The following is a 26,660-nucleotide window of genomic DNA, read 5'->3' on the forward strand; positions in this document are numbered from 1 at the left end:
TTGTGGCAGGCTGCCACCATGCCGCGGCCACGGTCGGCGCGGCGGTGAAGTGCGATAGGCAGGCGAGGCGGATAGATGGATGCGGTAGTCGGTCAGCGGGATGACCTCCTCCGGAGCGCAGCATGACGCGGCCGGTCCGGACCAGGCCGCAGCGAATCCGGCGGCCCCGCGTGACCACTCTGCCGCAACTGATCGCCAATGCCGTCGAAACGAATCCCGATGGTGTCGCGCTCGTCCTCGCCGACGGCACCGGGCCCTTGGAACAGGTCGGTTACGCCGATCTGGACGCCTGGTCCAGCCGGTTGGCGCGGTCGCTGATAGCCCGCGGTATCGGCCCGGAGGACCTGGTCGCCGTGGCCATTCCGCGTTCGCTGGATGCCGTCCTCGCGGTGTGGGCCGTGGCCAAGACCGGTGCCGGGTTCGTCCCGATCGATCCGGCCTATCCACCGGGCTGGGTCGCGCACCTACTCGTCGACGCAGGTGCTGTCTACGGCCTGGCGGTGTCCTGGGTGCGCAACGAACTGCCGGAAGAAATCGAATGGTTGCAGGTCGATACCGTCGATACGGCTCGTTCACTGGAGCAGTTCTCCGCCGACTCGGTCACCTACGCCGACCGCGTCCGCCCGTTGCGCGCCGAACATCCCGCCTACGTCACCTATGTCGCCGATGGCGAGACGTTGCCGGACGGGGTCGTGGTGACCCAGGCCGGACTGTCCGGTCTCTGTAGCGAACAGCAAGGTCGCTACCGGGTCGAACCCGATGACCGCACCCTGAACTTCGCGCCGCTGCCCTCGGATTCGTCGGTACTGGAACTGCTGCTGGCGCTGGGCGGCGCGGCGACCATGGTCGTGGTGTCCCCGCTGGTCTCGCGGGCCGACGAACTGGCCGCACTGCTGCGGCGCACCGGCACGACCCATGCCTACCTGCCCGCGGACGCACTCGAACTGATCGACCCCGCCGGACTGGACGAACTGGGTGTGGTGATCGCCGGCCGGCGGCCGTGCCCGCCCGAGTCGGTGCAGCGCTGGGCGATTCCGGTGACCGGTGGTTCGTCCCGGGTCCTCTACCAGGGCTACGGCCCGGCCGAAGTCACCGTCATGACCAATATCAGCTCACCGCTGGTGCCGGGTGCTCCGCTCACTCTCGGCGCACCGATCCGCGGGGTGACGGCTCATATCCTGGACGAACAGCTCGCCGCGGTTCCCGACGGTGCGGTGGGCGAGTTGTACCTGGGTGGTCTGCAATTGGCACGTGGCTACCACCGCCGGCCCGGCCGGACCGCGCAACTGCTGATCGCCGACCCGTTCGCCGCGGACGGCTCCCGCCTCTACCGCACCGGTGACCTGGTGCGGCGCGGGTCCGGCGGTGCCATGGAATATGTGGGGCGGGTCGAGTTACCGGCTCTCGAAGGTCCCGCCGTGGTATCGCGACCGAGTCGCGGCGAAACAGCCGTACCCGTAGCGGGCGAACCCGCGGCACCGGAAACGCCGGCAGCATCCGGCCGGTGGCCCGCCGGTGACCTACCGGATTACGAGCAGAGCCTGCCGATTCGGGACCCGGCGGATCCGGACCGGCCGGTGCGGGACGCCGATCCGATGGCGAGCGGATTCGGGATGCCCGGATCGGATTCCGGTGCCGGAACCTCCGCGCCGCGCGGATCGGGCCCCGCGCCGAGCGGTTCGCCCGAGCCGGTATCCCAGGGCCACGGCTTCGCCGGTCACGCCGAGCTTTCCCCGGACTCGTCACCGGAGAAGGGCAGCCGGCTGGCCTCCGAACAGCGAGATATGGAACTGACGGGTCGCGGCTATCTCGAGATGCCCGACCGTCAGCAAACCCTTCCGGGCCGCGGCCCCCGAGGTGCCACGGAACCGTTCGAACCGGCGGTTGCCGATTCGCCCGGACCCGGTCTGTACGGCGAATCGGAATCAGCAGGACTCGGTGCAGCCGAACGGGCGGATCGCGCGGAACCTGCGGATTCGGGGTTGTCCCAGCCGGGATTCGCCGCGGCCCCCGATCGGCACCGGTTCGAGGATTCGACCGACGACTGGTTGCGTAGCGGCCAACAGCTCCCCGGACCCGTGGGGGGCCCCGGGGATCCCGCGAACCAGTTCCCGGCCGCCGCGGACCTATCGCCGGGCGCCGCCCTGCGGCCCACCGGCCCCGCGCCGATCCCCAGCGACGCCACCGCCTTCTACGAGAACCCGCTGTCCACCGGACGGGAGCCGGACCGCGATACCGCGGCACCCGGGCCCGCACAGCCACTGGCCGCCCGGCCGGACTGGGCGGTACCTCCCGCCTGGTCCGCCGAGCAGGAGCTGCCGAATCCCTCCGGTGGCGGACCGGGCGTTCCGTCCGATCTGGACGAGGTGCGGCCGGCCGGGCCGCCGGACCCGGTGGAACGTCCCGCGACCATTCCGCTCTCACCCGGACAGTTGCGGTTGTGGGAACGTAACCAGACCGCGCCCGGTACCGCCGTCGAAACGATCACCGCGGCAATGCGGCTGTCCGGAACTCTGGACGCCGCGGCCATGCAGGCCGCGGTCGCCGATGTGGTCGACCGGCACGAAACTCTGCGTACCGTCTACCCGGCGGGGGGCGCGGCACCGCAACAGGTGGTGCTGCCTCGCGAACAGGCCGTGCCCGAAGTGGTCGCCGAACCGGTGCCCGCCGCGGACCTGGGCGAATGGTTGCACGCGTTATCGCAAACCGATTTCGACGCTGCAGCAGCCGACCAGGTCCCGGTACGGTTCGCGCTGGCCGAGCTGGGTCCGCGCGAACATGTGGTCGCGGTCGTGGTCCACCGGATCCTCGCCGACGACGTCTCGGCCGGCCTGCTGCTCCGCGATCTGCTGCGGGCATTCCTCGGCCGCCGCAACCGGTCGCGGCCGCTGTGGCAGCCGCTGTCGATCCAATACCTCGACTATTTCCTCGGCCGCCGGGCCGAACTCGGCGATATCGCCGACCCGGATTCACTCGCCGCCCGGCGGCTTGCGTACTGGCGCGAGTACCTGGCCGAACTGCCGCCGCGGCTCGAGTTCCCGGCCGATACCGCTGCTGCCACCGGCGAAGGTATGCACGCCTTCGATATCGGTACCCGCACCCATCGCCGGATCGCCGAAATCGCTCAGCGGGCCGGCACCTCCGAATTCATCGTGCTGCGGGCGGCCTTCGCGGTGCTGCTGGCCCGGTCGGCGGCGGTCACCGATATCGTGCTGGGCAGTTCCGTGCGCGGTAGTGACGAACGCGAACTCGACGACTCGATCGGCCCCTACGCCAACACCGTTATCCTGCGCACCCGTATCGACCCGGCCGAATCCTTTCTCGACCTGGTGCAACGCGTCGCGGAATCCGATCGCCGGGCCTTCGCCAACGCGGATCTGCCGTTCGAACTGCTCACCGAGGCACTCGGTATCGACGGCTCTCTGTTCGATGTGGCCATCGCACTGCGGCACACCGATATCCCGCGGTTGGAGATGCCGAGCCTGGCCACCGAACCCGTCGAGGTTCCCACCGCACCGGCCGGCGCGGCGTTACGCCTGGTCATCGATCCGCACCGGGCGCCCGACGGCGCCCCGGACGGAATCGCCGCCGCATTCCGCTTCGCGGCGGACCGGATCGGGCGCACCGCCGTCGTCGAGGTCGCGCGGCGATTCCAGCGGGTGCTCACCGTCGCCGGCGGCGACCCGGACGGCCCGGTCGGCGATATCGACCTCCTCTCGCGTGCCGACCTGGACCGACTGCTGGTGGTGTGGAACGACACCCGCTATCCGGTGGCGCCCGAACTCCTGCTCGACGGCTACCGCCGAACCGTCGCCATCCGGCCCGATACGGTGGCCGTGGCCGATTCGGAAACCGAGCTGAGCTACCAGGAATTCGACGGCCGGGTCAACCGCCTGGCGCGCCGATTGATCGAGGCCGGGGTAGGCGCGGAAACAGTGGTGGGTATCGCCACCCGGTGCACTCCCGATCTCGTGGTCGCGATCTACGCCGTGCTCACCGCGGGCGGTGCCTACCTGCCGCTGGACCCTCGGGATCCGGCGCACTGGACCGCGCAGGTCCTCGATACCGCCGTACCGGCCGTGGTCTTGGCCGACCGCGCGAGCGAATCCCGGGCCGCCGAAGCCGTGCGCGCGAGCCGGCAGTCCGCACCGGTTCTCCTGGTCGATTCGGACGAGCTCGGACGGTACTCCACCGAACCCGTACGCTCCGCGGAACTGACCCGCCCGGCACGGCCCGGTAACGCGGCCTGCGTGATGTGTGTATCGGCCGCCGCGGACGGACCCGAACTGGCGATCCTCACGCATACCGCCCTCAACAACCAGATCACCCTGATGCTCGCCCAGTCCCCGCTGGGCTTCACCGATGTCTACCTGCAGCGCAATGCGGCCACCGCCGCCACCTCCCTCTGGGGTTTCTTCCTGCCGCTGCGCGCCGGTGCCGAACTGGTATTGACCGGGCCCGCGAATACCCGGCAGATCGCCGAAGCCGTTACCGCCCACGGGGTGACGGTCACCGATTTCGGGCCGGCCGAACTCGCCGAATTCGCCGAACTCATCGAGCCTGGCCGAGTGGGCAGCCTGCGCGAGATCTTCGTGACCGGCGAACCGCTGGCGCCGGAAATCGTCTCCGCGCTGCGCACTCGCTGCGGCGCCCAGGTGCACAACCTGTACGGGACCTGCGAAACCGCGGTATCGGCCACCGCCTGGCCGGCCGCCGGATCGGCCGAACGGTCGGTCCCGATCGGCCTGCCGCAGTGGAACACCCGGGTGTATGTCCTGGACTCCCGCCTGCGCCCGGTCCCGCCGGGCGTGCCCGGCGAACTGTATCTCGCAGGTGACCAGCTGGCCCGCGGATACGCCGACCGGGCCGCGCTCACAGCGGACCGTTTCGTGGCCAACCCCTTCGGTTACGGCCAGCGCATGTACCGGACCGGCGATCTGGTGCTGTGGCGCGACGCCACCCACACCACACCGCAGCGTCTGGACCTGCTCGGCCGCACCGACAACCAGGTCCGGTTCCGCGGCCACCGCCTCCGGCCACAGGTGATCGCGGCAGCCCTGCGCACACTGCCGGGGATCGCCGATGCCGCCGTTCTGTCGCGCACCGTCGCCGCGGGGATCGACCCGACCGCTCCCGGCAGTCGCTCGGCCGTCTACGTGGTGCTCGAACCCGGCACCGATCCGGACCTCGACCGGGTCCGGGCCGGGCTCGCCCGGCTGTTGCCGGCCGCCCTCCTGCCGGTGGCGTACCAGGCCGTCGAACAGATTCCGTTGAACTCCGCGGGCGAACCCGACAGCGACCGGCTGCCGGACCCCGACGAGATTCCGGCACTCACCACTGCATTCGAGCCGGATCCGGTGCAATCCGTCGCGCAGCTCGACAGTCGCGGCGGAGAGCCCGCTGCCGGAGTCGCGCAGACCTCGACAGCCGACGTTTACGGGGCCGGCGATGTGCAGGCCGCGAACACCGACCCGTCGGATATCCGGAGCACGGCCGCGGGCGTCGTACGCGATACCGGCGCCGTGAACATGGCCGGTGGTGCCGCAGCGGAAACCGCGAACGCAGACCTGCCGGGTCGCGCCGGTGCCCGAGACACGGCCATGGACACGGCCGGCCGTACCGGGGGCCGAACCCGCGATGCTGCAAACACGATCGGCGCAACCTCCGCTGCCGATGCGGTCGGTGCTGCCGGGTCCGTGGAATCCGGGGTGGTCGATCGCCCGGATACCGAGGCCGTCAGCGGCGCCGATCCTGCGACGGCCATCGGCGCGGATACTCGGCCGGAGGACAGTGCTGTCGTCGATACCGGCGCCGCGGAGTTCGCGGGTGCCGGTGTGCGTTCCGGATCCGGCGTAGTCGACGGCGAGCGCGATACCGCCGCGAACGATACGGATACTTCCCGGAACCCGGGCGACACTGCGGCGGTTTCCGAACCGCAGCGCGGACCGGCTGCCGAGGGCGAGAGTTCGGGTGGCTCCGAGGTTTACGGAGAACTCCCCGCGACCCCGACGGTGATCCGTCTCCTCGACAATCCACTGCCGGGGGTCGAAGTCCGATCGATCGTGCTGGACCTGCCTGCCGGCCGGCCGCTCGACCACACCGAAGCAGTGGTTCGTGCACTGGTCACCCGGCATCCGCTGCTGTCGGCCCGGCTCGACACCGGCGATCGGTCGCCCACCCTGTGGGTTCCGCCGCGGGACCAGCGCGGTGACCGGCAGCACTGGTGGCTCGATCCCGAATCGGGCGAGAACACGGTCGCGACCGACGATGTGGTGCAGGCAGCCGCGGACGCCCTCGATCCGGCGACCGGTCGCAATATCCATTTCGTGGTCACCGGCCCCGAATCGGCGCGTCGACTGGTGGTCGTAGCGAACGGTCTTGTGGTCGACGACCGGTCCTGGCGCGTGATCGTCGATGAACTGATCGCCGGCGATACTGCGCCCGCGGCCTCCGAATCGCGGCTACCGCAGCTCGTCCAGGCCCTCGATCAGCGCGCCCGGTCCATCGATCTCCTCGACGAGGCCGGTTGGTGGCGCCGGAATCTGGCGGGTGCCCGCACCGCGGCACCCTTGGGTACCGTCGACCTGCGGGCCCGGCGCCGGGTATCGCTGGCGATCACCGCCGAAGGCACCGCCGCGGTGACCGCCGCGGCCGACGCCTACCAGACCACGGTGCCCGAGGTACTGCTGACCGCGGTCGCGATCGCATTGCGCACCGGCGAACAGGGCGCGGTCGTCGGGGCTCTGGGCTCACTGGTGCGCTACGACGCCGATGCCCGCTCGCTGATGAGCCGCAGTGACGATCTGGTGGGTGGATTCGCCACCGAGTTCCCACTGTCGGTGCAGGTCGCCGATATCGATACTGCCGACGCACTGGTGGGCGGTCCCGCCGCGGGAGCCGCGCTCACCCAGATCCGCGATCTCGTCCGCTCGGTCCCCGGCGGTGGTGCCGGGTACGCGCTGCTGCGCTATCTGAGCGCGGAGACCTCCGCCGAATTCGCCGCCGCCGATTCGGGACGGTTCACGCTGCGCTACCGCGACCTGCGGCCGGCCCGCGTGCACACCGACGGCCCGGCCGACGGGGTCCCGCTGGTCCTGACCGTCGATGTCACCGACGACGGCCTGCTGTGCCGTTTCGACTACGCCACCGAAGTTTTCGTCGGCGAAGATGTGAAAACCTTTGCCGAGCACTGGGTTCGTGCTTTGGGTGGGCTGGCCGAACACGGCCTCCGCCCGGCCCCGCCCGCCCCGGCGCCACAGACACCCACCGCCTCGGCCCCGTACGCCCCGCCGGCAGCCGATCCGGGCGCAACAACCGGGCGGGACCGGTACGCCCCGCAGACAGTCGATCCGGGCGCAACAACCGGGCCGGACCAAGTAGCGGATCCGGGGACAACGACCGGCCCGGCCCGGTACGCGCCGCCGTCGGCCGATTCGTACACAACGGCCGGCCCCGGCTCGTACACGCCGCGAACGGCTGATTCGTACACCCCGGCCGGGTACGAGGCCGCCGATTCCGCGGCCGGCGCGAGTGCACCGCCGGATCAGCAACCGCCGACCGAATCACCTGCCGACGGCCACGCCGACGACCGAGCATGGCGCTACGGCGGAGTCGCTCCGCAGGAGCCGGCGAAACGGGAACCCCTCCCGGAGCACGATCCGCGCACGCCGGAGCAGGCGCCGGTCCCGGACGCGGAGGTCACTTCCCTGCTGCGCCCGGTCACCGACGCACCGCTTCCTCCCGTCGGCTCCGGTCTGCCGCAGCGCCGGCGCCGGACCAGCGATCCAGCTCCGGACGCCCCCGAATCCGCCGTCGAGGGACTCCCACAGCGGCAGCCCGCGAACGTCGATGATCGTGCCGGAACCGCAGCCGGTCCGGTCCCGAATGGTCTGCCGCAGCGCCGTCCGCGGTCGCAGGATGGTGCGACCCCGCCGGTTCCATCCGCTGGTCCGGGTCTGCCACAACGCCGTCTTCAGACGGGGGACCAGCTCGCAGGAACGGAAGACCGACGTCCCGAAGCCTTCCCGTCCGATGCGACCGACCGGCCGCTGGTCGGCGAGGAGCCGGGAGGTTCCGCAGATCAGTCCGGTGAGGTTTCTCGGCTGAGCGCGAGTGGCCTGCCCCAGCGGCGTCCAAAATCCGGGAATGAACACCCGGACACACCGGCACCTATCGCTCCACCGCGGGCTGCCGAGGAACCGTCGGCCCCGTCCATATCGCCTTCCTCGGGCTTGCCGCAGCGTCAACCGCGTTTACACGACGGCCCGCTGCTGCCGGAGTCACCGTCGTCCTCGGAACTGCCACAGCGCAGCCGGCAGTCCGCCGACCGGTCGGCGGGTGGCGCGCCCACATCCGGTACCGAGGGTTTGCCGCAGCGACAGTCGCGGTCCGAACGCGGTTTGCCTCCGTCCGAGCCGTCGATCGGCTCCGGCCTGCCGCAACGGTCGCAGTACGGCTCGCTTTCGGCCGAGCCGCCGGCGAATTCGGGCTTACCGCAACGGCAGCCCGGTGTGGCGGACAGCTCGCTTCCACCGGAGCCCGTACCCGGCCCGGCTCTGCCGCAGCGGTACCACCCGGCCGATGAGCAGCTCGGAGAAACCGGGGCACAGCGTCCGGAATCACCGCTGGCCGGTCTTGTCGATGTGCCGCAGGTGAATGCGGACTCCGGGAGCCCGCATGACGAGGCTGCCGGTGCGGGTTCGAACGGTCTGCCGCAGCGCCGGCCGACGCTGCAAGGGGGCCCGGATTCCTCGGAGCAGCCGGTTTCGCCGCGTCCTTCCGGCCTTCCGCAGCGGCGGCCGCGACCGGCCGATCACAGCATCGATGAGGCTTACTCCGCCACCTCTGTCCAGGGCCGGTCGCCTACCGGCACGGATCCAGGAGAGGCCGCACCCGCCGCCGGGCCGGTTTCGCTGCCGCAGCGACGCCCTGTTCAGGTCGAAGGTTCCGCAGATTCCGGGCAGACCGCCGAACCACAGCGGCGGCCCGAGTCCGGCGGGTGGTCCGCACCCGAAGCCGCGGCGCCGCTGCCGCAGCGCCGGCCGGAACTCGCCGCAGTAGCGGACGAACCCGGTGGCGAGCAGCCGGAGTCCACGGCCGATCCGGAGCCGACGACCTTCCTGCGGCCGGTCGCCGATGTGGAGACCACCGCGTACCTGTCACCGATTCGCGATCTCGACCCCCGCGACGACGAGAACACCCTGCTGTCGCTGTTCGATGCGCAGGTGGCGCGTACACCTGCCGACCCGGCGGTCCGGCAGGGTGCTCGGCTGCTCAGCTACGTCGAACTGGACCGTAAATCGCGGGCGCTGTCGGTGGAGCTGATCCGGTTCGGTGTCGGAGCCCAGACCCCGGTCGCGGTGGCCATGCGACCTGGAATCGACCTGGTGGTCGCGGTCTGCGCGGTGTTGCGGGCCGGCGGCGCCTATGTACCGGTGAATCCGGGTGGTTCCGCCGAGGACTTGGACCGGGTGCTGGCATCGGCGGAGCCGATCTGCGTGCTGAGCGTTTCCGACGACGGCGTGACCACGGGGACCGGTATCCCGGTCGTCGCGATCGACCTGCTCTACCTGGACCTGCCGACCGATCCGGCCGCCGACCCGGCGGTGGCCGCCGACGATATCGCCGATATCCGCTACCGGCCGGATATGGCGGCGGGGGTTGCGGGTACGCACCGGCAGATGGTCGAACGGTTGCGCCGGGCGCAGCGCAGCCATCCGTACGATTCGGCGGATCTGGTGTTGCACGCGGCGCCCACAGTCGGTGACATCACACTCTGGGAGCTGTTCCGGCCGCTGCACAGCGGCGCGCAGATCTTGATGCCCGACCATCCCGGCCGGGCCGCGGATCTGTCGCGGTCGATCGCCGCCCACAAGGTGACGGTCGTGCATGTCGTCCCGGCGCTGCTGGACCGGTTCCTCGATTCGGTGACCGACGGCGGTGGCCGGGCCGCGCATCCGAGCCTGCGGCGTCTCGTCGTGGACGGTGCCGCCCTGCCGTCGGGCGGGGTGGAACGGTTCATGAATCTGCTGCCGGGCGCGGAGCTGGTCATCTGGTACGGGCACAACGAGACGGGGGTGATCACCGTCGGGTCGGTCGGTGGGCGGCCGGTCACCAACGACCGGGTGTATCTGCTGGACGAACAATTGCGTCCGGTGCCGCCGGGCACCGCCGGCGAGATGTACATCGGCGGGCCGCAGCTGGCGCGTGGTTTCTACGATGCGCCGGGGGCCACCGCCGTGCATTTCATCGCCGCGGCCGGCGGCGGCCGGTTGTACCGCACAGGCGATATCGTGCGGCGGCGCGAGGGTGTGCTGGAATACCTGGGTCGTACGGAGCGCAACGGTGGGTCGCTGCCGGTCGGTTCGCGACGCGGCGGGCATGATTAGCCCGATCAGCGCGACCGGCCCGAGACATTCGGACAACGCTACGGTAACGATATGTCCACGCCGTACGACTACACAGGCGGAAACTCCGGGGCGGCCGACTCGTGCCCGGTTACTGTGAGGCGTTCGGGTCCAGGAGCCGGCGGGTGCCGGTGTGTGGAAAGAGCCCGATGAACATTCGAGACGAAGCGAAGGTGCGAAATTGATACGTCGACTCAGCCGGCGTGGCGGAAGACGCGCCGCGGCGATGGTCGCGGCCACAGCGGTGTTCGCGGGAGTGATGACGGGGCTCGGTGGCGGTACTGCGGCGGCGGCCGACCCGATCATCGAGTCCAAGACGCTGCTCGCCGATCCCACTTCGCCCAACGGGTCGCGGATCGTCAAGGCCGAGTACAAGGATGATCGCAACCTGCGCCTGTACGTGCACTCCACGGCCATGGACAAGGAGATCGTCGTCGATGTCCAGCGTCCGGCCGACGCCTCGGTGCCCCGGCCCACGCTGTATCTGCTGAACGGTGCGGGCGGCGGCGAGGATTCCGCGTCGTGGCAGGCGCAGACCAATACGCTCGAATTCTTGTCCGACAAGAATGTGAACGTCGTCCAGCCGATCGGTGGTAGCTGGACCTACTACACCGACTGGATCAAGGATGATCCGGCGCTCGGCCGCAACAAGTGGAAGACCTTCTTCACCGAGGAGCTTCCGCCGCTGGTCGACGGTGCGCTCGGCACCAACGGCGTCAATGCCCTCGCCGGCCTGTCGACCTCCGCCACCACCGTGCTGGCCCTGCCGATCGGGAAACCGGGCCTGTACAAGGCGGCCGCCTCCTACAGCGGTTGCGCGCAGACCAGCGATCCGGTGGGGTCGGAATTCGTGAAGCTCACCGTCGAGACGTGGGGCGGCGGCGACACCATGAACATGTGGGGTCCGCAGGGCTCCGAGGCGTGGGTCGCGAACGATCCGTATGTCCATGCCGAGGCGCTGCGCGGTATGGAACTCTACGTATCCACCGGTAACGGCCTGCCCGGCCGCTGGGACACGCTGAACGGCCCGCATACGCTGCCGGGGTCCTACGGCCTGGCCAACCAGCTCATCGTGGGCGGTGTCATCGAGGCGGGTACGAACTTCTGCACCCACAACCTGAAGGGCCGGCTGGATTCGCTGGGTATCCCCGCGACCTTCAACTTCCGTGATTCGGGCACCCACTCGTGGGGCTACTGGGAAGACGAGTTCCGGGCCTCCTGGCCGGTGCTCGCCCGCGGTCTCGGCGTCTGATCCCGCCACGCGGATAAGCGAAATCGAATAAGGGCGGCCCGGTCGATGACCGGGCCGCCCTTATTCGTATGTGCGCAGTCCATCGTCGGAGTCCCCAGCGCCCACCGCCCAGAATCTGTGCGTGGCCCCGGGACTTCCACGAGGTAGTTCGTTGCCGGCGGCCGACGGCACTGCCGGTACTTGCGGCGGTCCTGGACCCGGAACACGACAGCGGCCCGGTCGCACCGACCGGGCCGCTGTCATCGAGTACGGCTCACCTACTCCGCGAAGACCGCTTTGCGCTTGCCCAGCATGGCGGCCGCACCTTCGAAGAAATCGGGCGATTGCAGGAGTTCCACCTGCCCGGCTTTTTCGTCGGCGAGTGCGGTGTCGAGCGCAGCCAGAGTGGCGCGGTTGAGCGCCTTCTTCGTGAGTTCCAGCGCCCGGCGGGGGCCGTGGCCGATCTTCTCGGCGGCGGCCTCGACGGCGGCGTCGAGCTCCTCGGTGGTCGCCAGGACATCGGTGAACAGCCCCTCGGCGCGAGCGGCGGGGGCAGGCAGGCGCTCGCCCAGCAGTGCCAGGCGGGCTGCCAGTGGGCGCCCTGCGGCCGCGGCGACCAGGGCCGCGGCACCGCCGTCGGGCATCAGGCCGATATTGATGAAGGCCAGCAATAGGTAGGAGTCGGCTTCGGCGTAGACCAGGTCGGCGGCCAGCGCGATACCGACCCCGACCCCGGCGGCCGCGCCGCGGATCCGGGAGATCACGGGAACCGGCATATCGACAATGGCACGGACCAGCCGGTTCGCGGCATCCATCACCATATCCGGGGTGATGCCACGGGCACCTTCTTCGGCACTGGCGGCCAGATCGGCGCCGGTGCAGAAATCGCCACCCTCACCGGTGAGCACGATGACCCGGACCGACTTGTCCTCGGCCGCGGCGAGGAAGGTATCGCCGAGCGCGACCAGGCTGTCGTAGTCGAGGGCGTTCTTGCGTTTGGGTTTGGTGAGCGTCACCCGCAGTACCCGGCCGTCGTGCACCGCGGAGAAACCCGCCGGCTGTGTGGTGGGGGAATCTGTGTTGACCATATGTGCTCCATCGGGTGCTGTCCGGTGCCGACCGGCTCGCGAATACCGGTTAACATTGCGAATTGTGGTTAACTTAGGTTGACTTGTCGGGCGCTGTCAACACCGGCGGCGCCGCCGAGGCGAACGGAGAATGCATGGTCGCGGAGAGCAGCCGGGTGGGCCCGGTGCGCATTCGTCCGGCCGACCGTGGCAACGGCCAGGGCGGGCGCCGGCGTCCCAAGGATCGCAAAGTACAGATCATGCGCGCGGCGGCCCGCGCGTTCAGCGAGCGCGGCTACTACCCGGTCGGCGTGGACGAGATCGCGGCCGAGGTGGGGATCTCCGGCCCGGCGCTGTACCGCCATTTCGCCAACAAGTACGCGCTGCTGGTGGCCGCGGCCGAAGAAGGCGCGCGCCAACTCCTGGACGCCGCGCGCGGCGCGGACGAACCCGGCGCGACCCCGGAGCAGCATCTGGACGCCCTGATCCGCGCCGTGGCCGAGCACACCATCGAGATCCGCCGTGAGGCCGGCCTGTACCGCTGGGAGGGCCGCTATCTCGAGCAGCCGGACCGCGCCCGGATCCGCACCCTCTACAACGAGATCAACCGGACCTTCGCCGGGCCGATCGAGAAGTTGCGGCCGGACGCGCCACCGGAGGATATCGCCCTGCTGGCGGCCGCGGTGCTCAGCGTGATCGGCAGTATCTCGGCGCATCGCACCGCCCTGTCCAGCGCCAAACTGCTACCGCTGCTGTGCGATATGGCGTGGGCGATCGTGCATACCGAACTCCCGGCCGCACCCGGCCCCGGTGAGGCCGATCCGCAGCCGCGCGGTCTACCGGTGACCTCCAAACGGGAACAGTTGCTCACCGAAGCGATCCGTATATTCGGCCGCCGCGGCTATCACGAGGCCAGTATCGAGGAGATCGGCGCCGCCGTCGGTATCAATGCCTCCAGCGTCTACCGGTATTTCAGCAGTAAATCCGATCTGCTGGCCGCGGCGTTCCACCGCACCGGTGACCGGTTGGCGTTCGCGATCACCGAGGCGCTGGCGGAGGCCAGTGGCCGCGCGGACGCGGTGAACAAGATCGCCGACCGGTATGTGCGGCTCAGTTTCGCCATGCCGGAGATCATGCCGGTGTACTACGCGGAATTCCCGAACCTGCCACAGGCCGAACAGCACAAACTGCGTGCGATCCAGCGGCAGAACGTGCACGAATGGGCGAACCTGCTCGACGACGACGCCACGGAGGCGCGCTTCCGGGTGCATTCGGCGATCGGTCAGGTGATCGATGTGGGCCGGTTGATCCGCTTCGATTCCCGCCCGCAGCAGATGGCCAGGTTGCATGCCCTCATGATGGCCACGCTGCTGGGCCCGCAATCGTCCTGAACCGCACCCGGCGGACCCGCTGCGAAACACTTTCCGGTTCGGGCTCGAGCCTGCGGCGTGGATAACCGTCGACCGCGGGGGCCGGTATCACCTCACCTGCCCGGGATCCTCGGCCGGGCTCGCGGGCAACTGCGCCGGTTGAACGCGTCCGCTCTGGCGGCGGGCGTTCACCCGTGCCGGAAGCGGAAAACAGCGCGTGCGAATCGCAGTCGCCGGGCGTTCCGGTAGAAGCTGGACAACCCCAGCGCTTCCCCGTAGCGGTTCCGGGCGATGGACAACGTCCGGCTGAATTCGCGCAGGCCCAGATCACCATGGCTGTGGCCCTGCCCGTACTCGCCCACACCGCCGAACGGTAGCGCCGGGATGCTCGCGTAGGTGGTGGCGGTATTGACCGTGACCACTCCCGCCCGCAGGCGTTCGGCATAGATTTCGACCTCGGCGATATCGCGGGTGAACACCGATACCGCGATACCGCGCCCGGCATCGTTGATCCGGGTAACGGCATCGTCGAGGTCGCGCACCTTGTTCACGATGAGAACGGGGCCGATGCCCTCCTCGGTGATGGCGATGCTCTCCTCCGGGACATCGGCCAGAACGATGGGTTCGACGTAGGGCTCCCGAATCGAATCCAGGCCGCCGACCACCGCTCGGCCGCCCCGGGCGAGGGCGTCGCGGACCTGTCTACGCACCACCTCGGTCTGCGATTCCAGGATCATCGGGCCGTAGGACGACCGGCGGTCGGCGCCGGGACGCAGCGCCCGCGCCCGGTCCACGACCAGGTCGAGGAACTGGTCGTATATCGATGCCGCGACATAGGCGCGCTGGACGCCGGTCGCGTTCTGGCCCGCGTTGGCCATGGCACCGAACACCGCCGCCTCGGCGGCATCATCGACTTTCGCGTCGACGTGCACGATCATGGCGCCCTTGCCGGAGTTCTCCACCACGACCGGGGTCATGGTCTGCGCGCACAGCGAGATCACCTCCCGGCCCGGCGCCTCCGGGCCCGCGTACGCGATCTTGTCCACCCCGGCGCGGCACAGCGCGGCGGCGGTGGAATCGTCACCGGTGACCGCCGACAGCACCGGTTTGTCCGGCGCGACTTCCCGCCAGGTCGATGCCAGCCACAGACCGGTACCGCTGGTGAGTTCATGGGGTTTGAAAACCACGGCATTACCGGCGGCCATGGCGTACGCGATGGATCCCATCGGGGTGAAAACCGGATTGTGCCAGGGCCCCAGCACACCCACCACCCCGAGGGGCAGATAGCCGACCGACGCGTGCTGGTTGCGGGTGAGCCAGTTCGATGCCAGTGTGCGCCGGCCGAGCACCCGGCCCGCGTTGCGGGCGGCCCAATCGAGGTTCTCCACCGCGAGCATCACCTCGATCGCGGCATCGGCCTCGGGTTTACCGGTTTCCTCGCGCAGAATCTCCACCAATTGCGCGGCGCGGCGCGCGATCACGCGTTTCCATTCCAGCAGCAATCGTTTACGTGGCCCGAAACCCGCTGTCGACCACCAGCTCTCGGCCGAACGGGCATCGGACACGGCACGTTCGAGTTCGCCCGGTCCGGCGATGTTGTAGTTGCCGACGATCTCTCCGGTGCGGGGATCGTAGGAGGTGAGCACGCTCGGTCGGCCGGGTCCTCCCGAACGCGCCGCCACCTCGGGCTGCGCGGTATCGGCCATGCACGTCAGATTATGGTGGTGGCGGCCACGCCGACAAGGCACTCGTACTGCCCGTGCGCTGTCAATGCACCGCCGACCAGCAATGATGGTCTGCCCATACGCTGCTGTGAGCAAACGCACAGTTGGCCGTATTCCGTTCGGGGTACCGGCGGCGTCCGGGACGCCGAAACGCCGATCGGTAACATCGCGACCGGCGCCGGGGATCATCCAGCGGGATACCGATGCGCCGGTCCGCCCCACCGCCCCATCCGGCCGATAGTGGAGAGTTGATGCCGAGTTCGAATGATGCCGGGACAGCCGCCCGGAACGTTGCCTCTCCGGCTGAGCCGGGCGATATCTCTCCGGCCGAGCCGGATGGTGTGCGCGCCGAGCCGGATGGGAGCGCCGCGGCCCAGGCGGACAACTCTCCCGCGGAGGTGAGCCGGGCGACCCCCCGGATACCGGGCCCCGGCGCGACCGCCGGTTCGGCGACGGTCGAAGTCGACGGGATCACCAAATCGTTCGGCGAGGTCCACGCGTTGCGCGGGGTGAGTTTCACCGCCGAGCGCGGCACCGTACTCGGCATCCTCGGACCCAACGGTGCCGGTAAGACCACCACCGTCAAGATCCTGTCCACCCTGCTGCGGCCGGACGCCGGGCAGGCGATCGTGGCCGGTCACGATGTCCGGCGCGACCCGGCCGCGGTGCGCCGTTCGATCATGATGACCGGCCAGTACGCGGCGCTGGACCTGAACCTGTCGGGCCGGGAGAATCTCGAACTGTTCGGCCGGTTGATGGGCCTGAGTAAATCGGCGGCGCGCAAACGCGCGGACACACTGCTCGCCGAATTCGATCTCGTCGCCGCCGGCCGCCGCCCGGTGCACCAGTATTCCGGTGGTATGCGGCGCCGGGTGGATATCGCCTGCGGGCTGGTGGTCCGGCCGGAAGTGGTGTTCCTCGACGAACCGACCACCGGTCTCGACCCGCGGAGCCGGCAGGGCGTCTGGGAGCTGGTGAACGCCCTGAAGGAACAGGGCATCACCGTTCTGCTGACCACCCAGTACCTCGAAGAAGCCGATGTCCTGTCGGACAACATCATCGTGATCGACAAGGGCACGGTGATCGCCGAAGGTACCGCCGACGAACTCAAGGAGAAGACGGGCGGCAGCTACTGCGAAATCGTGCCGCTGGATCCCGCCGAGGTACGTCGTGCCGCCGCGGCCCTCGGCGATCTCGTCCCGTCCGCGGTCGCCGCCGATCTCGACGGTTCCGAGCGGCTGTCCATCCCCGCGCCGGAGGGCGCCGCGACACTCGCCGAGGCATTGCGCCGGCTGGATGCCGCCGACATCAGGCTCGCAGATATCGGGCTGCGGCGGCCTTCCCTCGATGATGTCTTCCTGTCGATCACCGGCCATACCGGCACCGAGCGGCCGGGTGAGCCCACATGAGCGCTCCCGCCCTCGACCGCACCGGTCTCTTCGCCGCTGATCTGCCGCGTACGCACGTCTCGTACTTCGCCCAGTGGCGGGCACTCACCGGCCGGACCGTCTGGACCATGGTCAGCAAGGGTGAGCTGATCGGCGCGATCCTCACGCCGCTCGTCTTCACCGTCGGCTTCTATCTGCCGCTGCGCCTGGTGATGCAGTTCCAGGGCATCGACTACGCGCAGTTCGTCATGCCCATCGTCGTACTGCAGACCATGGCGTTCACCATGATGTCGAATGCCCAACTGGCAGCCTTCGAGGCGCGCACCGGATTCACCACCCGGTTGCAGACCATGCCGATCGGCCTGCTGGTGCCGTTGACCTCGCGGATCGCGGCCGGTCTCGTCCGGTCCGTCGTTTCGCTGACCGCCGCGCTGATCTACGGGCACATCATCGGCTTCGAATTCACCGCCGGGTGGGGGCAAACCGTCGGATTCTGTGCCTTCGCGCTCGCCGTCGGCACCATGCTGGCCGTCGGCGCCGACGGCCTGGGGAGCCTGACGAAGAGCCCGCAGGCGCTGAGCCAGGCGCTGACTCTGCCGACCTTGATCTTCGGCATGATGTCCTGCGGGTTCGTCCCGGAAACCCAGTTCCCCGAATGGGTCCAGCCGTTCGTCCGCAACCAGCCCATCACCCAGTTCGCCTACGCCCTGCGCGATATGGCGGGCGACGGGGTGAGCTGGGAGGTGCTGCGGGTCGGGTTGATCTGGCTGATCGCCGGGGCAGTGCTGTTCGTCCCGTTCGCGGTCTGGGCAAGTGTGAGGCGGGCATGAGCATTGTCGATACCCCTGCGGGCCGTGAACGTTTCGCGCCGACGGCCGCCGCGATCGACCTGCCGAAGGTCACCACCCGCGCCGAGAACTCGCCCGCGGCCTGGGCCATCCACAGCTGGGTCGAATGCAAACGGCTGCTGACAGCCTGGCTGCGCGATCCGTCGACGACCATCCAGACCATCGTGTACCCGGCGCTGACCCTGCTGATGTTCTGGATCGTCCTCGACGAATCCATTTCGACTTTCTCCGGAAAACCGGCTGTCTACGGCACCGTCCCGATGATCACACTGATCGCGGCGATGATCGGGGCCGTGGTGAGCGCCCTCGGCTTCAAGAACGAGAAGGCCACGGGGCTCCTCGGCCGGTTCTGGACCATGCCGATCCATCGTGCGGCCGGGCTCACCGGCCGGTTGCTGGCCGAAGCGATCCGGGTGCTGGTCACCACACTGATCGTGATCGCGGTGGGTTTCTGTATCGGTTTCCGATTCGAACAGGGGCCGTTGGCGGCGCTCGGGCTCATCGGGATCCCGGTCCTGTTCGGTATCGGATTCGCGGTGTTCATCACCGCGATCGCCACCGTCACCGAAGGGCCGCTGCTGGTGCAGCTGGTCGGGTTGCTCACCAACCTGCTGCTGTTCTTCAACTCCGGTTTCGTGCTGATCGAGGCCTACCCGACCTGGCTGCGCTCCACCGTGGAGAACCAGCCGATGAGCTGCGCCATCGAGGCGATGAAGGGGCTCTCCTACGGCGGTCCGGTCGCCGAACCGCTCATCGACACCCTGCTGTGGGTGGGCGGGGTCATCCTGATCTTCGGCTACCCGGCGATCCGCGGCTACCGGAAGGCTTCGGAAACCAGCGGCTGAGGAACTCGCCGCCGCGGCGAAGTACTGCGGGCCGCCATCGGATCGGCGCAAAGCATCCGCACCCGGCCCGGACCGGCCGGTGGGCATACTGCCGGCAGCCGTGGGCACCGTCGGGGACCGCTCCCGGCATTCGGCGGGGTGGCCGGGGCCGTTGCCGTGCGCACGGCCGGGGTCGATTTCGGCGGGTCGGCCCGGTGGCTCAGGGGACCGCCGACTCTATCGGGCCTGACGCCGCGGCCGGCGCCGGAGTCAGGCCCAGTTATCGGCCGGCCTGCTCGGGTTGCTCCCGGCTGTCGGTGGGTTCGGCTCGGGATTACCTGCGGCTGTCGGCCGGCACCGCGGGGGCGAAGGGGTAATCGACCCACCGGTTGCGGTTGGTCCAGCCGACGAGGTCGTAGCGCCAGCGGAACGGCCAGGTATGGGCGACGGTGTTGAACAGCACCGACCCCAGGACGGCGTAGTCGTCGTGCGCCGACAGCAGGGCCCGCTGCCCGCGCGGGGATGCGGAGAAGAAGGAATCGAACATGGCGACGGACTGTTCGGTGGTCAACCGGCCCAGCCCCCACAGTCCACGCATCCGCATCCAGTAGGTGAGGCGCGCCTGCCACGGCCACAACGCGGCGATCGGATCCTCGTCGCGCCCGATCGCGGCGACCGCGGTATCGGCGAGCGCGAACGAATCGGCCACGCTGTAGCCGGTACAGGGGTGCATCATCCCGCCGCGGGAACCGAACGGCACCACCCGCCCGACCCCCCTGGCCGGTGGTGGTGTGTCCAGCGGATAGTGCGCGGCCTCGCTCGGCTCCTCCCCGGTCAGTTCGATACCGTGCGCGGCCAGCCGGTTCAGGGTTCGCTTACGCAGTTCGTGCTGCGGCATCCCGCCCCGCAACCCGAGGCTGGTCTCCTCGAAGATCACCGTGCCGTCGCCGAGCGGCACCGAGTACAGGAACGACGGCGGCTCGTCGGGGCCCGCGCCGTTCTCCGGCCGCCAGTCCAGCAGCAGCCCCTCGCCCTCACGGACCATCGGCTCAGCGGTTTCGGCGGCAACGAAGATCCCGTGTGCGCTGGCCGTCCGGCGATCACCCGGACCCGGCATACCGCGGGAATCGACCACCACCGCCGCGCGGATCACCGTGCCGTCGGCGAGTTCGACCTCGTGCGCATCCACCCGGGCTGCGCGCTGCGCGAACACCCGGGCATCGTCGAGCGCCAGCGCATCCCGCAGCAGCGGTTTCGACAACACGCAGTAGGGGCGTTCGATCCGGAGCTCGGCAGTGGTCCAGACGACCGGTGCCGGGATCCGGCTCGCGATCACGCTGTGCGGCAACCATTCCGGCAGTTCGTCGATCCAGCAGGAGAACGTCGGCGGCCACAGCCGATCGGGCCGCGGATCCACGGCCGCCACCCGCAGCCCGGCCACAGTGGCGCGGTGGGCGAGAGCCCGGCCGGACGGGCCGAGCCCGACGACGCAGAGATCGAACTTGTCCGTACTGGCTGCCATACAAGGCATTCAACGGGGTTCACCCGGGGGAGAGCAACAGGCGGCTGTTTGTGATGGTGGTTGCGGGGCCGGGCTGGGAGTCAGTTCTTGGGGGTCACCCAGGTGGTGATGTCGGCGTGCACGACCTCGCGACCGGTTTTGTCGTAGATCGATACGGGGACCGTCAGATCGCGGCCCTCGGTGAGGGTGGCGAAGTCGGGGATCTCCGTGAGTTCGGCCACCGCGCGGAGGCCGGTGGTGGCCTTGGTCAGGTACTGGACCTGCATCGCCTTGGGGATCCAGCGGTGGGTGGTGGGGACCGTTGCCTCGCTCAGCATGCCCATGGCGATCTCCGCCAGGTTGCAGGCGGCGATGGCGTGGAAGGTGCCGAGGTGGTTGTGGACACCGAACCATTTGGGGGCCTTGACCTCGCACAGGCCGGGTTCCAGCCGGACCACCCGGGGCAGGACCGTGGCGAAATAGGGGACGCGGGCCACCATCGACAGGGAGAACAGTCCGTGGCCGAGGGGGTTGTCCGGCAGTTTGCGCCAGCCGCGGTAGGTACCGGTTAGGTTCGTCATGCGGCTATCTTACTCAGCGGTAAGATAGCCGTTCGGCGGTATGGTTGCCGCAGTGCGCGACCTCGGCCGACCCCGATTTGAAACGCCTCGGGGGCCTCGTGCATACTGTTCGGGTTGCCTTGCCCCGGGTCGCCGTCGTTTCCATGAAATGGCACGGCTGGGCGGGGTGAGTAAAACCAGCGAGTACCTCATCGTATGCGGTGCGGGTACGTCCGGGACGAAGTTCCGCAGGCCACGATCGAAGTTTTCTTCCGGGGCCGAGGAATGAGCGAGAAGGCGACACGCCCGACCGCGTGGACCGGAGAACCATGACAGATGAACAGCGGCACGGACTGGGTTTTCCCTGGTCGTGGTCTCCACTGAGACGTCATCGTGTGTTCGGGCTGTGCAAATGAAGGTGGTACGGACGCCCTAGCCGGTATCCGGATCACGGACGAAAGCGGAGAAAAGGACACTTAGCGTGGCGGGACAGAAGATCCGCATCAGGCTCAAGGCCTATGACCACGAGGCGATCGATGCGTCTGCACGCAAGATCGTCGAAACGGTGACCCGCACCGGGGCCCGGGTCGTCGGGCCGGTGCCGTTGCCGACCGAAAAGAACGTGTACTGCGTCATCCGTTCGCCGCACAAGTACAAGGACTCGCGCGAGCACTTCGAGATGCGTACGCACAAGCGGCTGATCGACATCCTCGACCCGACGCCGAAGACGGTGGATGCCCTCATGCGCATCGACCTGCCGGCCAGCGTCGACGTCAATATCCAGTGACGGGGACTCTCGATATGACTGACAACAAGAGCAGGCCCGCGGCCGGCATCCTGGGCACCAAACTGGGCATGACCCAGGTGTTCGACGACAAGAACCGGGTCGTCCCGGTCACCGTCGTCAAGGCCGGACCGAATGTGGTCACCCAGATCCGTACCGTCGAGCGCGACGGCTACAGCGCCGTGCAGGTCGCCTTCGGCGCCATCGACCCCCGCAAGGTGAACAAGCCGGAATCCGGCCAGTTCTCCAAGGCCGGTGTCACCCCGCGCCGGCACGTCGCGGAGATCCGTGTCGCCGATGTCGCCTCGTTCGAGGTCGGCCAGGAGATCTCGGCCGATGCCTTCGAAGAGGGCACCTACGTCGACGTCACCGGTACCAGCAAGGGCAAGGGCTTCGCCGGCACCATGAAGCGCCACGGCTTCAGCGGCCAGGGCGCCTCGCACGGTGCACAGGCCGTGCACCGTCGCCCGGGTTCCATCGGTGGCTGCGCCACCCCCGGCCGCGTGTTCAAGGGCATGCGCATGTCGGGTCGTATGGGTAACGACCGCGTCACCACGCAGAACCTGTCGGTTCACAAGGTGGACGCCGAGAACGGCCTGCTGCTGATCAAGGGAGCGATCCCGGGTCGCAAGGGCGGCGTCGTGATCGTCAAGAGCGCCGTGAAGGGTGGTGCGCACGCATGACCAGCCTCGAGAAGAAGGCAAACCTGACGCTGCCGGTCAAGGAACTCGGTGGCAAATCCAACGGTACCGTCGATCTCCCCGCCGAGATCTTCGATGTGACCGCGAATATCGCGCTGATGCACCAGGTGGTCGTGGCCCAGCAGGCCGCCGCCCGCCAGGGCACGCATTCCACCAAGACCCGCGGCGAGGTCCGCGGCGGTGGTAAGAAGCCGTACCGCCAGAAGGGCACCGGCCGCGCCCGCCAGGGTTCGACCCGCGCCCCGCAGTTCGCCGGCGGTGGCATCGTGCACGGCCCCAAGCCGCGCGACTACAGCCAGCGCACCCCCAAGAAGATGATCCAGGCCGCCCTGCGTGGTGCGCTGTCGGATCGGGCGCGCAGCGAGCGGATCCACGTGATCAGCGAGCTCGTCGCAGGCCAGGACCCCTCCACCAAGACCGCGAAGACCTTCCTGTCCGAGCTTTCGGACCGTAAGAAGTTCCTCCTGGTCGTCGGCCGCGAGGACGTCACCGCCTGGAAGAGTGCCCGCAACCTGGAATACGTGCACACCATCGCACCGGACCAGCTGAACACCTACGACGTGCTGGACAGCGACGAAGTCGTGTTCTCCGTCGAGGCGCTCAACGCCTTCGTGCACGGCCCGGCTGAGGCTGCACAGGAGGAGAGCAAGTGAGCACCATCGCCGATCCGCGCGACATCCTGCTGGCGCCGGTCATCTCGGAGAAGTCCTACGGCCTGATCGAGGAAGGCACCTACACCTTCCTGGTCCACCCGGACTCCAACAAGACCCAGATCAAGATCGCGGTCGAGAAGGTCTTCGGGGTGAAGGTCACCAGCGTCAACACCGCCAACCGTCAGGGCAAGCGCAAGCGGACCCGCTTCGGTTACGGCAAGCGCAAAGACACCAAGCGCGCGCTCGTGACCATCTCGGCCGACAGCAAGCCCATCGAGATCTTCGGAGGCCCGGTCGCGTAAGCGCCTGGGAATCCAGAAAGCAGAGAAGAACTCATGGCAATCCGTAAGTACAAGCCGACTACCCCGGGCCGCCGCGGGTCGTCCGTCTCGGACTTCGCCGAGATCACCCGGTCGACTCCCGAGAAGTCGCTGGTTCGCCCGCTGACCAAGAGCGGTGGCCGTAACGGCCACGGCCGGATCACCACCCGTCATCGCGGTGGCGGTCATAAGCGCGCGTACCGGCTGATCGACTTCCGCCGGCACGACAAGGACGGTGTACCGGCCAAGGTCGCTCATATCGAGTACGACCCCAACCGCACCGCCAATATCGCGCTGCTGCACTACCTCGACGGCGAGAAGCGCTACATCATCGCCCCCCGGGGCGTGGTGCAGGGCACCAAGATCGAGTCCGGTCCCACCGCGGATATCAAGCCCGGCAACAACCTGCCGCTGCGCAATATCCCCACCGGTACCACCATCCACGCGGTGGAGCTGCGTCCCGGCGGCGGTGCCAAGATGGCCCGCTCCGCCGGTGCCAGCATCCAGCTGCTGGGTAAGGAAGGCCCCTACGCCACGCTGCGTATGCCCTCCGGTGAAATCCGCCGCGTCGACGTGCGCTGCCGCGCCACCGTCGGTGAGGTCGGCAATGCCGAACAGTCGAATATCAACTGGGGCAAGGCCGGCCGTATGCGCTGGAAGGGACGCCGTCCCACGGTCCGTGGTGTCGTCATGAACCCGGTCGACCACCCGCACGGCGGTGGTGAAGGCAAGACCTCCGGTGGTCGCCACCCGGTCTCGCCGTGGGGTCAGCCGGAAGGCCGCACCCGTAAGCCGAACCGTCCGAGCGACAAGCTCATCGTCCGTCGCCGTCGCACCGGCAAGAAGCGCTAAGGAGGAGGTAAGAAATGCCACGCAGCCTCAAGAAGGGCCCGTTCGTCGACGACCACCTCCAGGCGAAGGTGGACGTGCAGAACGACAAGGGCACCAAACAGGTCATCAAGACCTGGTCGCGTCGTTCGACCATCACCCCCGATTTCATCGGCCACACCTTCGCCGTCCACGACGGCCGCAAGCACGTGCCGGTGTTCGTCTCGGAGAACATGGTCGGGCACAAGCTCGGTGAGTTCGCGCCGACGAGGACGTTCCGTAGCCACGTGAAAGAAGATCGGAAGAGCAAGCGGCGATGAGCACAGAAACGCAGAATCCGACTGCGCGCGCGACCGCCAAGCACGTGCGCGTGACCCCGATGAAGGCTCGCCGGGTCGTGGACCTGGTCCGCGGCAAGCGCGTCTCCGATGCGCTCGACCTGCTCCGGTTCGCCCCGCAGGCCGCCAGCACCCCGGTCGCCAAGGTCGTGGCCAGCGCCGCGGCGAACGCCGAGAACAACCTCGGCCTCAACCCGGACACCCTGGTCATCTCGACGGCGTACGTCGACGAGGGCGCGACCATGAAGCGGTTCCAGCCGCGCGCCCAGGGCCGGGCCTTCCGGATCCGCAAGCGCACCAGCCACATCACCATCGAGGTCGAGAGCGTCCCCACCGCCGGTGGCACTCGTGGCCGCCGGAAGGGAGGGGCAAAGTAAATGGGACAGAAGATCAACCCCCACGGCTTCCGCCTCGGTATCACTACCGACTGGAAGTCCCGTTGGTACGCCGATAAGCAGTACGCGGACTACGTCAAGGAAGACGTCGCCATCCGCAAGCTGCTGAGCACCGGCATGGAGCGGGCCGGCATCTCCAAGGTGGAGATCGAGCGCACCCGCGACCGGGTCCGCGTCGATATCCACACCGCGCGTCCGGGCATCGTCATCGGTCGCCGTGGCGCCGAAGCCGACCGGATCCGCGCCGCGCTGGAGAAGCTCACCAAGAAGCAGGTCCAGCTGAACATCCTCGAGGTCAAGAACCCCGAATCGGATGCCCAGCTGGTTGCTCAGGGTGTCGCCGAACAGCTGTCGAACCGTGTGGCGTTCCGTCGCGCGATGCGTAAGGCCATCCAGTCGGCCATGCGCTCGCCGAACGTCAAGGGCATCCGCGTGCAGTGCTCGGGCCGCCTCGGTGGCGCCGAAATGTCGCGCTCGGAGTTCTACCGCGAAGGCCGCGTGCCGCTGCACACCCTGCGTGCCGATATCGATTACGGCCTGTACGAGGCCAAGACCACCTTCGGTCGTATCGGTGTCAAGGTCTGGATCTACAAGGGCGATATCGTCGGCGGCAAGCGTGAGCTGCCCGCCCCCAGCGCCCCGGCCGGCGATCGCCCGCGCCGGGAGCGGCCGAGCCGCCCGCGTCGTTCCGGTTCTTCCGGCACCACTGCGACCAGCACCGAGGCCGGGCGCGCCGCTACCGCGGTGGCCGAGCCCCCGGCAGAAAAGCAGGAGGGCTGACCCATGCTGATGCCCCGCAAGGTCAAGTTCCGTAAGCAGCATCACCCGAGCCGCAGCGGTCTCTCGAAGGGCGGCACCTCGGTGGCGTTCGGCGATTTCGGCATCCAGGCTCTGGAACCGGCGTACGTGACCAACCGGCAGATCGAGTCGGCACGTATCGCGATGACCCGCCACATCAAGCGTGGTGGCAAGATCTGGATCAACATCTACCCGGATCGCCCGCTCACCAAGAAGCCGGCCGAAACCCGTATGGGTTCCGGTAAGGGTTCGCCGGAGTGGTGGGTCGCGAACGTCAAGCCCGGTCGCGTGATGTTCGAGATGAGTTACCCCAACGAGGAGATCGCTCGTGAGGCCCTGCGCCGCGCGATGCACAAGCTCCCCATGAAGTGCAGGATCGTGACGAGGGAGGAGCAGTTCTGATGGCTACCGGTACTCCGGCCGCAGAGCTCCGCGAGCTGACCGAGGACGAGCTCGTTCAGCGCCTGCGTGACTCGAAGGAAGAGCTGTTCAACCTGCGCTTCCAGATGGCGACGGGTCAGTTGACCAACAATCGTCGGCTGCGTGTGGTGCGTCACGAGATCGCGCGTATCTACACGGTCATGCGTGAGCGCGAGCTCGGTTTGGCCACCGGACCCGCTGACAAGGGAGATGCGGCATGAGCGAGAAAGAGCAGGAGCGCGGCCGCCGCAAGGTTCGGGTCGGTTACGTTGTCTCCGACAAGATGAACAAGACGATCGTCGTGGAGCTGGAAGACCGTCACCGGCATGCTCTCTACGGCAAGATCATTCGCACCACCTCCAAGGTGAAGGCGCACGACGAGAACGAGGCCGCCGGTGTCGGTGACCGCGTGCAGCTGATGGAGACCCGGCCCACGTCGGCCACCAAGCGGTGGCGGCTGGTCGAGGTCCTGGAGAAGGCCAAGTAAGGTCGCTCCTCGGCTTG

At 68.6% G+C, this 26,660-nt stretch carries 21 protein-coding genes; 17 read left to right on the top strand and 4 right to left on the bottom strand.

Annotated features, from left to right (window positions below):
* Positions 1 to 122: 122 nt before the first annotated feature.
* Both ON22_RS03685 and ON22_RS03690 read left to right on the top strand, forming a co-directional pair.
* Positions 123 to 10,388: an AMP-binding protein gene (locus ON22_RS03685; protein WP_081595299.1), complete on the top strand. Its 10,266-nt coding sequence runs from the start codon at positions 123 to 125 to the stop codon at positions 10,386 to 10,388.
* Between the two features lie 244 nt (positions 10,389 to 10,632).
* Complete coding sequence (locus tag ON22_RS03690; RefSeq protein WP_033244229.1) at positions 10,633 to 11,658, top strand: alpha/beta hydrolase; 1,026 nt, start codon at positions 10,633 to 10,635, stop codon at positions 11,656 to 11,658.
* 257 nt (positions 11,659 to 11,915) lie between these two features.
* On the opposite strand, the gene ON22_RS03695 is transcribed toward ON22_RS03690, so the two are convergent.
* Complete coding sequence (locus ON22_RS03695; protein WP_033244230.1) at positions 11,916 to 12,725, bottom strand: enoyl-CoA hydratase-related protein; 810 nt, start codon at positions 12,723 to 12,725, stop codon at positions 11,916 to 11,918.
* Between the two features lie 134 nt (positions 12,726 to 12,859).
* Between ON22_RS03695 and ON22_RS03700 the strand changes: the two genes are divergently transcribed.
* Positions 12,860 to 14,095: a TetR/AcrR family transcriptional regulator gene (locus tag ON22_RS03700; protein ID WP_033244610.1), complete on the top strand. Its 1,236-nt coding sequence runs from the start codon at positions 12,860 to 12,862 to the stop codon at positions 14,093 to 14,095.
* 167 nt (positions 14,096 to 14,262) lie between these two features.
* Here the strand turns inward: ON22_RS03700 and ON22_RS03705 are convergent, their stop codons facing one another.
* Positions 14,263 to 15,780 carry an aldehyde dehydrogenase family protein gene (locus tag ON22_RS03705; protein WP_081595300.1) on the bottom strand — a complete coding sequence of 506 codons (1,518 nt, stop codon included), beginning with the start codon at positions 15,778 to 15,780 and terminating at the stop codon, positions 14,263 to 14,265.
* Positions 15,781 to 16,049: 269 nt separating this feature from the next.
* Here ON22_RS03705 and ON22_RS03710 point away from each other — a divergent pair, with 269 nt between their 5' ends.
* Genes ON22_RS03710 through ON22_RS03720 form a run of 3 tightly spaced genes read left to right on the top strand, consistent with a single transcriptional unit; the run spans position 16,050 to position 18,879 of the window.
* On the top strand, positions 16,050 to 17,207 hold the full coding sequence (locus tag ON22_RS03710) for an ATP-binding cassette domain-containing protein (protein WP_231508566.1): 1,158 nt from the start codon (positions 16,050 to 16,052) through the stop codon (positions 17,205 to 17,207).
* Positions 17,204 to 18,016, top strand: coding sequence for an ABC transporter permease (locus ON22_RS03715; RefSeq protein ID WP_033244231.1), 813 nt, complete (start codon positions 17,204 to 17,206; stop codon positions 18,014 to 18,016). The genes ON22_RS03710 and ON22_RS03715 overlap by 4 nt, the downstream gene beginning before the upstream one ends.
* Complete coding sequence (locus tag ON22_RS03720) at positions 18,013 to 18,879, top strand: ABC transporter permease (protein ID WP_033244232.1); 867 nt, start codon at positions 18,013 to 18,015, stop codon at positions 18,877 to 18,879. Before ON22_RS03715 ends, ON22_RS03720 begins: the two co-directional genes overlap by 4 nt.
* 313 nt (positions 18,880 to 19,192) lie before the next feature.
* Here ON22_RS03720 and ON22_RS03725 read toward each other — a convergent pair whose 3' ends face one another.
* Together ON22_RS03725 and ON22_RS03730 are read right to left on the bottom strand one after the other, a co-directional pair.
* Positions 19,193 to 20,380, bottom strand: a complete 1,188-nt coding sequence (locus ON22_RS03725) for a lycopene cyclase family protein (protein WP_033244233.1) — start codon at positions 20,378 to 20,380, stop codon at positions 19,193 to 19,195.
* Positions 20,381 to 20,460: 80 nt separating this feature from the next.
* Positions 20,461 to 20,940 carry a hotdog fold domain-containing protein gene (locus ON22_RS03730; RefSeq protein WP_033244234.1) on the bottom strand — a complete coding sequence of 160 codons (480 nt, stop codon included), beginning with the start codon at positions 20,938 to 20,940 and terminating at the stop codon, positions 20,461 to 20,463.
* A 460-nt stretch (positions 20,941 to 21,400) separates the two neighbouring features.
* Between ON22_RS03730 and rpsJ the strand changes: the two genes are divergently transcribed.
* Genes rpsJ through rpsQ form a run of 11 tightly spaced genes read left to right on the top strand, consistent with a single transcriptional unit; the run spans position 21,401 to position 26,643 of the window.
* Positions 21,401 to 21,706 (top strand): 30S ribosomal protein S10, encoded by a 306-nt coding sequence (gene rpsJ / locus ON22_RS03735; protein WP_003938093.1) that lies wholly within the window; start codon positions 21,401 to 21,403, stop codon positions 21,704 to 21,706.
* A gap of 14 nt (positions 21,707 to 21,720) precedes the next feature.
* Complete coding sequence (rplC, locus tag ON22_RS03740) at positions 21,721 to 22,386, top strand: 50S ribosomal protein L3 (RefSeq protein WP_033244613.1); 666 nt, start codon at positions 21,721 to 21,723, stop codon at positions 22,384 to 22,386.
* Positions 22,383 to 23,057 (top strand): 50S ribosomal protein L4, encoded by a 675-nt coding sequence (gene rplD / locus ON22_RS03745; RefSeq protein WP_033244235.1) that lies wholly within the window; start codon positions 22,383 to 22,385, stop codon positions 23,055 to 23,057. Before rplC ends, rplD begins: the two co-directional genes overlap by 4 nt.
* Entirely contained in the window at positions 23,054 to 23,359 is a 306-nt protein-coding gene (gene rplW / locus ON22_RS03750) for a 50S ribosomal protein L23 (RefSeq protein ID WP_019045018.1), read from the top strand. Before rplD ends, rplW begins: the two co-directional genes overlap by 4 nt.
* A gap of 33 nt (positions 23,360 to 23,392) precedes the next feature.
* On the top strand, positions 23,393 to 24,229 hold the full coding sequence (gene rplB / locus ON22_RS03755; RefSeq protein ID WP_033244236.1) for a 50S ribosomal protein L2: 837 nt from the start codon (positions 23,393 to 23,395) through the stop codon (positions 24,227 to 24,229).
* Between the two features lie 14 nt (positions 24,230 to 24,243).
* Positions 24,244 to 24,525: a 30S ribosomal protein S19 gene (gene rpsS / locus ON22_RS03760; RefSeq protein WP_030522695.1), complete on the top strand. Its 282-nt coding sequence runs from the start codon at positions 24,244 to 24,246 to the stop codon at positions 24,523 to 24,525.
* The gene (rplV, locus tag ON22_RS03765) at positions 24,522 to 24,920 is read left to right on the top strand and encodes a 50S ribosomal protein L22 (protein ID WP_033244237.1); all 399 of its coding nucleotides are present in this window, start codon (positions 24,522 to 24,524) and stop codon (positions 24,918 to 24,920) included. The genes rpsS and rplV overlap by 4 nt, the downstream gene beginning before the upstream one ends.
* The gene (rpsC, locus tag ON22_RS03770) at positions 24,921 to 25,718 is read left to right on the top strand and encodes a 30S ribosomal protein S3 (protein ID WP_033244238.1); all 798 of its coding nucleotides are present in this window, start codon (positions 24,921 to 24,923) and stop codon (positions 25,716 to 25,718) included.
* 3 nt (positions 25,719 to 25,721) lie between these two features.
* Positions 25,722 to 26,138 (top strand): 50S ribosomal protein L16, encoded by a 417-nt coding sequence (gene rplP, locus ON22_RS03775; protein ID WP_033244239.1) that lies wholly within the window; start codon positions 25,722 to 25,724, stop codon positions 26,136 to 26,138.
* The gene (rpmC, locus tag ON22_RS03780) at positions 26,138 to 26,377 is read left to right on the top strand and encodes a 50S ribosomal protein L29 (RefSeq protein ID WP_033244240.1); all 240 of its coding nucleotides are present in this window, start codon (positions 26,138 to 26,140) and stop codon (positions 26,375 to 26,377) included. The genes rplP and rpmC overlap by 1 nt, the downstream gene beginning before the upstream one ends.
* Positions 26,374 to 26,643 carry a 30S ribosomal protein S17 gene (gene rpsQ, locus ON22_RS03785; protein WP_033244241.1) on the top strand — a complete coding sequence of 90 codons (270 nt, stop codon included), beginning with the start codon at positions 26,374 to 26,376 and terminating at the stop codon, positions 26,641 to 26,643. The genes rpmC and rpsQ overlap by 4 nt, the downstream gene beginning before the upstream one ends.
* Positions 26,644 to 26,660 lie beyond the last annotated feature (17 nt).

Source organism: Nocardia carnea NBRC 14403 (assembly GCF_000308515.1).
GTDB classification, from domain to species: Bacteria; Actinomycetota; Actinomycetes; order Mycobacteriales; family Mycobacteriaceae; genus Nocardia; species Nocardia carnea.